Origin of the sequence: Mycobacterium tuberculosis complex sp. N0072, assembly GCF_030323725.1 — a bacterium.
Classification (GTDB): domain Bacteria; phylum Actinomycetota; class Actinomycetes; order Mycobacteriales; family Mycobacteriaceae; genus Mycobacterium; species Mycobacterium tuberculosis.
The window spans coordinates 2,639,966-2,652,347 of record NZ_CP040689.1; the positions used below are offsets into that span (position 1 = coordinate 2,639,966).

Consider the following 12,382-nt stretch of genomic DNA (forward strand, 5'->3'; position numbering starts at 1 on the left):
CTCACGCGGTGAGATCGTCGCCGCTGGCCTGCTCTAACAGGCTGCGCCGATAGGCCTCCATGGCGACCAGGTCGCCGAACAGCGCGTGGTATTCGTCGCCTTGCTCGATCGGCGACATGCGCTGCAGTTTGGACTTCACCTCGGCGATCTGCCGCCCCAACCAAACCTCCTGCAGACGGGCCAGCACGCCGGCGATATAGCGCGGCAGCTTGTCGTCGTCGACCTGAATCGCCTCCACCCCCAGCTCGCTGATCAAAGCCGAGGTCACGGTTGATGTCGTCTGCTGGCGCACCATATCCAGCCACTGCGCACCGCTAAGGCCAGCCGAGGTACCGCCCGCCGTGTCGATGGCCGCGCGCACAGCCGCGTACTCGGGGTGCGTGAAGCCTTCGACGGTCAGCGCGTCGAACACCGGGCCGGCCAACGCCGGGTACTGCAACGCCGATTTGAGTGCCTCACGCTGTGGCCACAGGGTCGGGTCACGCGGATCAGGTCGGACTGCGAGTTCGGTCGGGGGGCCGGCGGTGGGCCGCTGCGCTGCCCGGGCGATGGTCGTCGATCCCAGTCTGCCCAGCCTGGGGTGCTTGGTTCGTTTGGCCTCACCCCGCACCCGACCGATGACCTGTGCGACGTCGGCCCACCCGACCCAGCCGGCGAGCTGACGGGCGTATTCGTCACGCAGCGTGGGGTCTTTGATCTGGCCCACCATCGGTACGCAACGGCGCAGCGCGGCCACCCTGCCCTCGGCGCTATCCAGGTCCATCTCGGCAATCGCGGCGCGAATCGCGAACTCGAACAATGGGGTTCGTCGTGCCACGAGGTCGCGCAGGGCAGCGTCGCCGCACTTCAGTCGTAGGTCGCAGGGGTCCATGCCGTCGGGAGCCACCGCGACGAAAGACTGACCAGCCAGCTTCTGCTCACCGTCGAAGGCCTTGAGCGCGGCGGCGCGGCCGGCCTCGTCGCCGTCGAAAACGTAGATCAGCTCGCCGCGGAAGAAGCTGTCGTCCATCATCAGTCTGCGCAGCATCGCCAGGTGCTCGCCGCCGAATGCGGTCCCGCACGACGCCACCGCGGTGGTGACCCCGGCCAGATGCATGGCCATGACATCGGTGTAGCCCTCGACGACGACGGCCTGATGTCCCTTGGCGATGTCGCGTTTGGCCAAGTCGATGCCGAACATCACCGATGACTTCTTGTACAGCAATGTCTCGGGCGTGTTGACGTACTTGGCCTCCATCGCGTCGTCGTCGAACAGTCGCCGGGCACCGAACCCGACCACCTCGCCGGCCGAGGTGCGGATGGGCCACAGCAGCCGACGGTGAAACCGGTCCATCGGGCCGTGCCGGCCCTGCCGGGACAGTCCCGCGGCCTCCAGTTCCTCGAACTCAAAACCCTTGCGCTGCAGATGTTTTGTCAATGAGTCCCAGCCCGACGGGGCGAACCCACAGCCGAATTTACGAGCGGCCGCCGCGTCGAAGCTGCGTTCGGTCAGGTACTGGCGAGCCGGTGCCGCCTCGTCGGACTGCAGCGCCTGCGCATAGAACGCTGCCGCGGCCGCGTTGGCGGCCAGCAGCCTGCTGCGACTGCCGCGGTCGCGCTGCACGCTGGTGGCCGCACCGGTGTAGCTGATCGTGTGGCCGATCCGGTCGGCAAGCAACTCAACCGCCTCGACGAAGCTGACGTGCTCGATCTTCTGGATGAACGCATACACGTCGCCGCCCTCGCCGCAGCCGAAGCAGTGGAAGTGGCCGTGGTTGGGCCGCACGTGAAAGGACGGGGACTTCTCGTTGTGAAACGGGCACAGCCCCTTCAGCGAATCGGCACCGGCACGCCTGAGCTGGACATAGTCGCCGACGACATCCTCGATACGAGCCCCCTCGCGGATTGCCGCGATATCGCGATCGGAGATCCGGCCGGACATCGGCTCAGTCTAAAGCGTTCCTGCTGACGCCAAGCTGATCGGCATCGATGCGTTCTAACCGACCCTCGGTATAGGAGGCGATCTGATCAACGACGACCCGCAACCGGGCAGCGTCGTCGGCGGCGGTATTGAACGCAGCGGCATAAACCGGGTCGAGCGTCTGCGGCGCCCCCGAGTACAGCCTGTGCGCCACCCGGTGAATACGTTCGCGCTGCCGTGCCTGGGTTTCCAGATGCCGAGGGTCGGACATGATGAACTGCAGCGCGAGGATTTTCAGTACCGCGACCTCGGCACGTACCAGATCGGGCACCTGCAGGTCGGCCCGGAAGCGCACCAACGGTCCCGGACCGGCCGCGGCCCGGGTGGTCGCGATCGCGGCCGATGCAAAGCGGCCCACCAGCTCGCTGGTCAACCGCTTGAGCGCGACCGATGCCGACAAGGTGGCGTCATACTTGCCGACGGCGGCCACCACGGGCAGCCGCGACAGCCGCCGCGCGGCCGCCATCAACTCGTCGGCGCTCACCCGGGAGAACTCGCGCTCCCCTAACCTGGCCAGCGCGGCAGCGTCCTCTTCGGCGGCCAGCACACGCAGGTCGATGCGTTCGGAGACAACGCCGTCCTCGACGTCGTGAACCGAGTAGGCGACGTCGTCGGCCCAGTCCATCACCTGCGCTTCCAGGCACGCCCGCTCCGGGGGCGCGCCTTGCCGAACCCATACCGCCGATTCGCGGTCGTCGTCGTAGAAGCCGAACTTCCTCCGCTGGCTGCCAAGCCCGTCACCACGCATCCACGGATACTTGGTGACCGCGTCCAGGGACGCGCGAGTTAGGTTCAGCCCCGCACTAAGTCCTTGTGCGTCAACTACTTTGGGCTCAAGGCTGGTCAAGATACGGAAGTTCTGCGCGTTGCCCTCGAAACCGCCGTGGCTGGCTGCGACTTCATCAAGCGCCCGCTCACCGTTGTGTCCATACGGCGGGTGCCCGATGTCATGGGCTAGACCGGCCAATTCGACCAGATCAAGGTCGCAGCCCAGCCCGATCGCCATTCCCCGTCCGATCTGAGCCACTTCCAGCGAGTGGGTCAGCCGGGTACGCGGCGTATCCCCTTCCCGGGGTCCGACCACCTGGGTCTTGTCGGCTAGCCGGCGCAGTGCGGCGCTGTGCAGCACCCGGGCCCGGTCCCGGGCGAAGTCGGAGCGGTACTGACCCTCAGTGCCCGGCAGACCGGCAGTCTTTGGCGCTTCGGCTACCCGCCGCTGGCGGTCGAAGTCGTCGTAGGGGTCGTGCTCACTCGCGCTCACCGACCCACAGTCTGCCAGGGTGGTCGCCGCACGCCCGTATCCGCCGGCACAGCGTCTAAATTGACGGTATGCGTCTCGTTCGCCTGCTCGGCATGGTCCTGACTATCCTCGCCGCCGGGCTGCTGCTGGGGCCGCCCGCTGGCGCGCAACCACCTTTCCGGCTGTCGAACTACGTGACCGACAACGCGGGCGTGCTGACTAGCTCCGGTCGCACCGCGGTGACGGCGGCCGTCGACCGGCTCTATGCCGATCGCCGCATCCGACTGTGGGTGGTCTACGTCGAGAACTTCTCCGGTCAGAGTGCGCTCAACTGGGCGCAGCGCACGACGCGGACTAGCGAGCTGGGTAACTATGACGCGCTTCTGGCCGTGGCCACCACCGGTCGCGAATATGCCTTTCTAGTGCCATCCGCGATGCCGGGTGTCAGCGAGGGGCAGGTCGACAACGTGCGGCGCTATCAGATCGAACCGGCGCTGCACGACGGCGACTACAGCGGCGCGGCCGTTGCGGCGGCGAAAGGACTCAACCGGTCACCCAGTTCGTCGAGTCGAGTGGTGTTGTTGGTCACGGTCGGCATCATCGTCATCGTCGTCGCGGTCCTGCTGGTGGTGATGCGCCACCGCAACCGGCGGCGCCGCGCCGACGAGCTGGCCGCGGCACGCCGCGTCGACCCTACCAACGTAATGGCACTGGCCGCCGTGCCGCTTCAGGCCCTCGATGACCTCTCCCGGTCGATGGTGGTAGACGTCGACAACGCCGTGCGCACCAGCACCAACGAGCTCGCGCTGGCCATCGAGGAGTTCGGCGAACGGCGAACCGCACCGTTTACCCAAGCGGTGAACAACGCCAAAGCGGCTCTGTCCCAGGCGTTCACCGTACGCCAACAACTTGATGACAACACGCCCGAGACGCCGGCGCAGCGACGTGAGCTACTCACCCGAGTGATCGTGTCGGCGGCGCACGCCGACCGTGAACTCGCGTCGCAAACCGAGGCCTTCGAGAAGCTACGCGATTTGGTGATCAACGCCCCGGCCCGGCTTGATCTGCTCACCCAGCAGTACGTCGAACTGACCACCCGGATCGGCCCGACTCAGCAACGCCTGGCCGAGCTGCATACCGAATTCGACGCTGCGGCGATGACGTCGATCGCCGGCAATGTCACCACCGCCACCGAGCGGCTGGCGTTCGCCGACCGTAACATCAGCGCGGCTCGGGATCTGGCCGACCAGGCAGTGAGCGGACGGCAAGCCGGACTGGTGGATGCGGTGCGTGCCGCCGAGTCGGCACTCGGGCAAGCCCGGGCGCTGCTCGACGCGGTGGACAGCGCCGCCACCGACATCCGGCACGCCGTCGCGTCGCTGCCGGCGGTCGTGGCCGACATCCAGACGGGCATCAAGCGAGCCAACCAACACCTACAGCAGGCGCAACAACCCCAAACCGGGCGCACCGGTGACCTGATCGCAGCCCGCGATGCGGCGGCCAGGGCCCTCGATCGCGCGCGCGGAGCCGCCGATCCGTTGACCGCATTTGACCAGTTGACCAAGGTCGACGCTGACCTCGACCGGCTGCTCGCCACCCTGGCCGAAGAACAGGCAACCGCCGATCGGCTCAACCGCTCACTTGAGCAGGCGCTGTTTACCGCGGAGTCGCGGGTGCGCGCCGTCTCGGAGTACATCGACACCCGCCGCGGCAGCATCGGGCCGGAGGCCCGGACCCGGCTGGCCGAGGCGAAACGGCAGCTGGAAGCCGCACATGACCGGAAATCGAGCAACCCGACCGAAGCGATCGCCTACGCTAACGCGGCATCGACGCTGGCCGCACATGCGCAGTCGCTGGCCAATGCCGACGTGCAATCCGCCCAGCGCGCATACACCCGTCGTGGGGGCAACAACGCCGGCGCGATCCTCGGTGGCATCATCATCGGCGACCTGCTTAGCGGAGGCACCAGAGGCGGGTTGGGTGGATGGATCCCCACGTCGTTCGGCGGTTCGTCGAACGCGCCGGGAAGTTCACCCGACGGCGGGTTCTTGGGCGGCGGCGGGCGGTTCTAAGCCACGCGCCAGCGCACGGGGATACCCGTACGCTGGCGCGTGTGGCCGTCGACCTAGGCTTCTTCCTAGGGTTCGTCGACCCTGTCAGGCCCAGCTGGAGCCGACGGCGCTGTCGGTTTGCGCCATGTTGTTGCCGGCAGCCTGCACCTTCTGCCCGTGGGCGTTGGCCTGCTCGTAGATCACCTGGAAGTTACGGCCCAGCTGGGTGATGAACTCCTGGCAAGCCACCGAACCGGCGCCGCCCCAAAAGTCACCCGCGGCCAACACATCACGAACGATGGCCTGATGCTCCGCCTCCAGCGACGCGGCCTGAGCGCGGATCATGGCGCCATGAGCGTCGACATCACCGAACTGATAGTTGATGGTCATCGAACCTGTTCTCCTTAGTTTGTGAAAGTATCGTGCTGCAGCGGCTGACGTTAGCTGCTGAGGATCTGCTGGGAGGCCTGCTCTTGCTGCTCGTAGTTGTTGGCGTCGCGAACCAGCCCGTCACGCACCCCGTGCAGCATGTTCACGATGTTGCGAAACGCCTGATTCATCTGGGTCATGGTGTCTAGCGAGGTCGCCTCGGCCATGCCACTCCAGCCCGCGCCCGAGATGTTTTGCGCGGACGCCCACATCCGGCGAGCCTCGTCCTCCACCGTCTGGGCGTGCACCTCAAAACGGCCCGCCATGTCCCGCATCGCGTGCGGATCCGTCATAAAACGTGTTGCCATGTTGCCTGTCTCCTTGTTGAACCTGGACCTAATACCTGTAACTTGTCATGCACATTGACTGTTGTCATAGCCGGCCGCGGGAACACCGAGACCGCCGATCACTGGTCAAATAACGACAGTCTGCGCCCCCTCTCCTAGCCGGCCGCCGGAGAATGCGGAATCACGCTGCTGCTACTCCGTGGCACCTCAAAGCGGGGTTCAGCGTTCTCCGCCACCCACTCGTTCCACGCCTGCCACTCATCCCACTCGTCCATGGCCGCGGCCTCTGCGTCCGCCCCTTCGGCCGCCTGGACATCGACATCGGCGCCGTCCTCCGGCGCAGGCGCCCAGTGGTCATAATCATCGGGTGGCACAGCCACTCCCCAGCTGAGCGGAACCGACAACCCGCCGAGCATTCCCGACTCAGCCCGTTTCGCCACCACCGCGTCGGGCGGCAAAGGCGGACCAAGAGGCAAAAGCACGTTGTCCCCTTCCAGGCCAGGGTCTCAACACATCCACACTCAATGGCTAAACACGAACCACCAAGCACTCAGCATCGTATGACAATCCGCGGACAATATCCCGGGTTTTCTAATTTCGCTGCCATGAGCCCGTCCAGCGGCCCTGGCGCGGGTTTCGACCTAGCCAACCGTTACGTCTGAACCATCCCCGGCTAGCAGATGCCGCTGGGAATCGGCCGCGCGGGACCGGATTCCTGGACTGGCGTTGTTTGGGGGTAGGGCACCCGATACGGCAGGCCTTCGTTCAAGAAACCCAGCACCACATTGGGCACGCACTTGGCGACCTTCGGCAATTGACGGACCGGGTGGTCCAGATTGGGTGGCGACGGGTCCGGCGGGGCCGCGAAATTGAATGCCGACGTCATATCGCCGGTGACACTGGCACGCCAGGGTGTCAAGTTGGGAACCGGCACCCCGAAACGCTTGCCGATCAATTGCAGCTGCGATGTGTGGTCGAACCGATCATGGACCATCAGCCCGCCGCGACTGTAAGGCGAAATGACGAAGCAGGGCACGCGAAAGCCCAAGCCGATGGGTCCACGTATTCCGCCGGAGCCGTCGACCTTGTCGATGTCAACACTGTTGGGAATCCATTCGCCGGGTGTGCCCTCCGGCGCGGTGAGCGGTGTGACGTGGTCGAAGAAGCCGCCATGTTCGTCATAGGCGATGATCAACGCGGTTTTCTCCCACACCGCCGGATTGCGCAGCAACACCCTTATCAAGTTCACGATCGTCACCGCACCGACTGCCACCGGGAATGACGGATGTTCGGACTCGACGGTCAACGGAACGACCCAGGACACCTGGGGCAGCGTGTTGTTGATGACGTCGCGGATGAAATCCCACGGGTAGGCCGGGGCGATGCCATAACGGGCCAGGTCCGACCTCGGATCTGCGGCCTGTTTGAAACTGCCCACATACCCGTTACGGCTCAAGGAAGTGTCGTTGAGCCCGCCGAGCAGCTTGCTGTTGTACACCTTCCAACTGATGCCGGCGTCACTGAGGTTCTGCGGCATGATGCGCCAGGTGAAGGTCAACTTCGGCTGGATGGCGGGTTCGACGATCTGCGGCCCACCTTGATCCCCGTCGGGATTGACGGTGGCGCTGATCCAATAGAGCCGGTTAGGCATCGTCCCGCCAAGAAGCGACGAGAAGTACTGGTCGCAGATCGTGAAGGTATCGGCCAACAAGTAGTGGATCGGTATGTCAGGACGTGCGTAATAGCCCATCACCACGGGCGTGTTGGCCACCGACCGGGTCCGCGCCTGCGCCGGCAGCCAGCCGTCATTGGCGCCGCCGTTCCATGACAAGTGCGCGGCAATCCACTGGTGGTCTGGGTCGTTGACGCACTCGCCAACCCCGTTGGGACCCCCGGTGGTATTGATGCGGTAGGGCAGCGTAATGCCGGTGGGGTCCAGCGCCTGCGTCTCCGGGTTCCAGCCCTTTTGTTGAAACAGCGGCGTCGGAGTGTCGAACCCGTCGACGGCAGAAAGCGTGCCGAAATAGTGATCGAACGACCTGTTCTCCTGTAGGCACAGCACGATGTGCTCGATATCGGTCAAATGACCCGAGCAGGGACCGGCACCATAGGCCTTTTCGATCACCGGTGCGGCCCAGTCCGTCAAAACCGCCGCTGCCCCGGCTCCAGCCGCCTTAGCCAGGAATGCTCGGCGTGACATTCCGGCGAATGCACCTTGGCTCACCACATCGGCTCTCCCTCGTGTATTTCGGCTTACCGTCGCGGCCATCGCCGACTGTGGGTCAACAGAGACCGCTGGGAATCCCCCGAGTGGGTGCGGTTTCTTGGGTGGGCATCGACTGTGGGAATGGCACCCGATAGGGAATTGCCGTCTTGGTCACCGTTCCCAGTACTGCGTTGGGCACGCACTGCGGCAACTTCGGAAGCGCATTGAGCCGCGGGTGGTCCAGATTGGGTTTCGACGGGTTCGGCGGAGCGGCGAAGTTGAACGTCGAAGTCATATCGCCGACCGTCGCGTCCCGCCAAGCGGTGAGATTGGGAACCGGGACGCCGAACCGCGCGCGGATGAGCTTCAGCGTTGACGTGTGATCGAAGGTGTCGTGGACCATCAGTGGGCCGCGGCTATAGGGAGAGATGACGAGGCAAGGGACGCGAAACCCCAGACCGATCGGCCCACGAATGCCACCCGAGCCGGGCACCGAGTCGATGTCGGGGACCGTGACGAATTCGCCGGGCGTCCCCGGCGGCGGTGTCGGCGGCACGACGTGGTCGAAGAACCCGCCGTTCTCGTCGTAGTTGACGATCAGCGCGGTCTTTTCCCACACCGCAGGGTTGGACAGCAAGATCCGCAGTGCATCGACAATTGCAACGGCGCCGACGTTCACCGGGAATGCGGGATGTTCGGACAGCAGAAACCCGGGCAGCACCCAGGAGACCTTGGGTAATCGGTTGTTTCTGACGTCGGCGGCGAAGTCCAGCGGGTAGGTCGGTGAGATGCCGAAACGGGCCAGATTCGACCTCGGATCCGCGGCCTGCTTGAAGTCATTGACCAGCCCGTTGTAGCCGACGACGGTGTTGTTGAGAGCCCCCAGCAATTTGTTTTGGTACACCTTCCAGCTGACCCCGGCATCTTCGAGGTTCTCCGGCATGATGCGCCAGCTGTAGTGCTGCAGAGGTTGGATATTGGGCTCGATCAGCACCGGCCCGCCGTCAGTGCCGTCGGGGTCGATCCAGGCGCTCATCCAGTAGAGCCGGTTGGGCGTGGTCCCGCCCAGCAGCGAGCAAAAATAGCCGTCGCAGACCGTGAACGTGTCGGCTAGCAGGTAGTGAATGGGCAGGTCACGACGCGTGTAGAAACCCATCGTGACCGGCACGTTGCCCTGCAACGGACTGAACGGGACCTGCGCCGGCAGCCAGTTGTCGTTGGCGCCGCCGTTCCACGAGTTGTGCATGCCGATCCAGCTGTGGTCCGGGTCGTTGACGCATTCGCCGGCGACCAGCGGGCCCCGGGTGGTGTCGAAGCGATATGGAAGGGTGACGCCGGCGGGGTCAACCGCCTGTGTCATCGGGTTCCAGCCCGACTGCGCGAATACCACCGGCGGGGTGGTGTCATCGAACCCGCGGGTGTCAGAAAGAGTGCCGAAGTAGTGATCGAATGACCGATTCTCCTGCATCAACAACACGATGTGCTCGATGTCGGTCAAATGTCCGGGGCAAGGCCCCGCTCCGTAGGCTTTTTCGATAATCGGACCAGCCAAGGACATGAAGGCCCCGGCGGTGGTAGCGGCGGCGGCTTTGGCAAAAAATTGTCGGCGGGTCATTCCGTCGACGGGGTGTTCGCTCCCCACGCGCCCTCCTTGACGGCCCACACGGCCATTGCTGATCACGGTATAGTTGCGGCCGCGATCGGCTATGCCTTGCCGACCGGCGTGTCGTGTTCTGATTCCGCCTGCCTGCCGGGGCGGGCGCGGGATTGGTGCGGGCGATTTGCTCGCGCACATGCAAGCAAATCGAACGCCGGGAGATTACCGGGAAATTTCAGCTGCACAGCCCGCTGGGAGTCCCGCGGACGGGTGTGGTTTCCTGAGTTGGCATCACCTGCGGATAGGGCACCCGATAGGGAATGCTCGGCAACGCGCCGTCGGTGGTTCCCAACACCACGTTAGGGATGCACTGCGGCAGCTTCGGCAGCGCTCCCAGCAACGGGTGGCTCAAGTTGGGTCTGGTCGAATTCGGTGGAGTCGCAAAGTTGAACGCTGAGGTCATGTCGCCAACCACGCCGTCGCGCCAGGCGGTCATGTTGGGAACCGGCACGCCGAACCGGGCGCGAATCAACTTCAATTGCGAGGTGTGGTCGAACGTGTCGGAGACCATCAGCGGGCCGCGGCTGTACGGCGAAATGACAATGCAGGGAACGCGAAAACCCAGACCGAGCGGACCACGAATGCCACCGGACCCGGGTACTGCGTCGATGTTGGGCACCGTGACGAATTCGCCGGGTGTCCCGGGCGGTGCCGTGGGGGGCGTGACGTGGTCGAAGAAGCCGCCGTTCTCGTCATAGCTGACGATAAGTGCGGTCTTTTCCCACACCGCGGGATTGGACAGCAAGATCCGCAGCGCGGTCACCATGGACACCGCGCCAAGCGCTACCGGCAGGGCGGGGTGTTCGGACTGCAGGATGTTGGGAACTAACCAGGAGACCTTGGGTAGCCGGTTGGCCCTGACGTCGGCAGCGAAGTCCCCAGGGTAGGTCGGGGCGATACCGTAGCGGGCCAAGTTCGACCTCGGATCAGCTGCCTGGCGGAAGGCCTGCACCAGCCCGTTATTGCTGATGGGCGTGTTGATGAATCGCCCGAGGCCCTTGTTCTGGTACACCTTCCAGCTGACCCCGGCATCTTCGAGGTTTTCCGGCATGATGCGCCAACTGAATTGCTGCAGCGGCAGGAAGCCCGGCTCTACCAATTGGGGTCCCCCGTCGGTGCCGGCGGGGTCGATGTTGGCGCTCAACCAGTAGAGCCGGTTGGGCAGGGTGCCCGTCAGCAGCGAGCAATGGTAGCCGTCGCAGATGGTGAACGTGTCGGCCAGCAGATAGTGGATCGGGATGTCTTGGCGCGTGTAGTAACCCATGGTCAAAGGGACATAGGGTCCTGCGCGGGTGGTCGCCTGCGCCGGCAGCCAGTTGTCGTTGGCACCACCGTTCCAGGCCAGGTGCATCCCCACCCACTGGTGCTCGGGGTCGTTGACGCACTCGCCGTCCAGGAAGGGGCCTCGGGTGGTGTCCAAGCGGAACGGAATGGTGACCCCGGCGGGGTCCAACGCCTGCGTCATGGGGTTCCAACCCATTTGTTGGAATGCCGGCGACGCGGCGTTGAACCCATTGGTGCTGGAAAGCGTTCCGAAATAGTGGTCGAATGACCGGTTCTCCTGCATCAGCAACACGATATGCTCGATGTCGGTCAAATGTCCGGGACAAGGCCCGGCGCCGTAGGCCTTTTCAATCACCGGTGCAGCCCAGTCCATCAGGAATGCCGCTGCGCCTGCGCCAGTGAGCTTTGTCAAAAACTCTCGACGTGACATTCCGAGGAGTGGGCTTGCGCTCACTTGCCCTGCCTTCCTGCACTCAGCTCAGATCACGTTATAGTGACGACAGCGGTCCATCGCGATACGCCAACCGGCGTGTCGCACGCGGATTTTCGCGTTCCAGCAACCGCAACCGCACCGTTTGGCGCGGCCGACGGCCGTCTAGGGGATATCGCAGCGGGAAGGGTGCCGTAACCATGATTGTCGCTGGGTATCGGGCACTCGCCGACAGTAAAAAATTATTCGAATCCCGCATTCCTGACAAAAACTTGATATGACCGATCTCACCGGCCGGCTTCGGCGCTTAAGTCACTAGACAGTTCGAGGTCAGCGACGGGATATCGCGCTATCGGTAAACTAATTTCGTATCTGCCCAACCGCGCCGCCAATGCAGCGTCCGTACCATGTGGACTACGGTGCTGGTGTTGACTCTGGTGGCGACGGCTGACACCGTCCGGATCCGAACTGGCGTTCTTTTGTCCGCCCATTGCTTGCATTCTGGCTCCGGGGCATAGCGACAAGTGTTGCCCTGGCTGTTGACGTGCTCTTCGGGCAAGCGGACTTCACGCTTTCAAGCGTGCACTCGGCCGAACTTGCCAGCGCGAACTCCACCAGCGGACACCTTCAGATCGCGATGGTTGTGCTGGCGCTGCTGATCGCCGGGCTCACGGCCGGAGGGGCTTTCCGCATGGCCAGCGGACTGGGCCACGCCTAAAGACTTAGCTCTCTTTCGCGAGCGCGACCGCTTCGGTGCACTTCATTTCGCCGACAATCACGGCACCAAGGCCAGGGATTTCCAACGACGTCGCCGCCGCGATGACTCCCGCGTCGACGC

General features: G+C 64.4%; 10 protein-coding genes. 2 read left to right on the top strand and 8 right to left on the bottom strand.

Annotation, left to right across the window (positions count from 1 at the left end):
* Position 1: 1 nt before the first annotated feature.
* Together dnaG and FF952_RS12450 are read right to left on the bottom strand one after the other, a co-directional pair.
* Entirely contained in the window at positions 2-1,921 is a 1,920-nt protein-coding gene (gene dnaG, locus FF952_RS12445) for a DNA primase (RefSeq protein WP_003412049.1), read from the bottom strand.
* Between the two features lie 4 nt (positions 1,922-1,925).
* Positions 1,926-3,221, bottom strand: a complete 1,296-nt coding sequence (locus tag FF952_RS12450; protein WP_003899281.1) for a deoxyguanosinetriphosphate triphosphohydrolase — start codon at positions 3,219-3,221, stop codon at positions 1,926-1,928.
* Between the two features lie 68 nt (positions 3,222-3,289).
* Between FF952_RS12450 and FF952_RS12455 the strand changes: the two genes are divergently transcribed.
* Positions 3,290-5,272, top strand: a complete 1,983-nt coding sequence (locus FF952_RS12455; protein ID WP_031680794.1) for a TPM domain-containing protein — start codon at positions 3,290-3,292, stop codon at positions 5,270-5,272.
* An 84-nt stretch (positions 5,273-5,356) separates the two neighbouring features.
* Here the strand turns inward: FF952_RS12455 and esxN are convergent, their stop codons facing one another.
* From esxN to FF952_RS12485, 6 genes are all read right to left on the bottom strand, one after another.
* Positions 5,357-5,641, bottom strand: coding sequence for an effector (gene esxN / locus FF952_RS12460; protein WP_003408840.1), 285 nt, complete (start codon positions 5,639-5,641; stop codon positions 5,357-5,359).
* Between the two features lie 50 nt (positions 5,642-5,691).
* Entirely contained in the window at positions 5,692-5,988 is a 297-nt protein-coding gene (gene esxJ / locus FF952_RS12465; RefSeq protein ID WP_003904824.1) for a type VII secretion system ESX-5 protein EsxJ, read from the bottom strand.
* A 134-nt stretch (positions 5,989-6,122) separates the two neighbouring features.
* Positions 6,123-6,449 carry a hypothetical protein gene (locus tag FF952_RS12470; protein WP_003412119.1) on the bottom strand — a complete coding sequence of 109 codons (327 nt, stop codon included), beginning with the start codon at positions 6,447-6,449 and terminating at the stop codon, positions 6,123-6,125.
* Between the two features lie 191 nt (positions 6,450-6,640).
* Positions 6,641-8,167 (bottom strand): phospholipase C, encoded by a 1,527-nt coding sequence (locus FF952_RS12475; RefSeq protein WP_003899284.1) that lies wholly within the window; start codon positions 8,165-8,167, stop codon positions 6,641-6,643.
* Between the two features lie 82 nt (positions 8,168-8,249).
* Positions 8,250-9,788 (bottom strand): phospholipase C, encoded by a 1,539-nt coding sequence (locus FF952_RS12480; RefSeq protein ID WP_003899285.1) that lies wholly within the window; start codon positions 9,786-9,788, stop codon positions 8,250-8,252.
* A 217-nt stretch (positions 9,789-10,005) separates the two neighbouring features.
* The gene (locus FF952_RS12485) at positions 10,006-11,544 is read right to left on the bottom strand and encodes a phospholipase C (RefSeq protein ID WP_003904825.1); all 1,539 of its coding nucleotides are present in this window, start codon (positions 11,542-11,544) and stop codon (positions 10,006-10,008) included.
* Positions 11,545-12,124: 580 nt separating this feature from the next.
* Between FF952_RS12485 and FF952_RS12490 the strand changes: the two genes are divergently transcribed.
* Complete coding sequence (locus tag FF952_RS12490; RefSeq protein ID WP_021083104.1) at positions 12,125-12,262, top strand: hypothetical protein; 138 nt, start codon at positions 12,125-12,127, stop codon at positions 12,260-12,262.
* Positions 12,263-12,382: the final 120 nt, after the last annotated feature.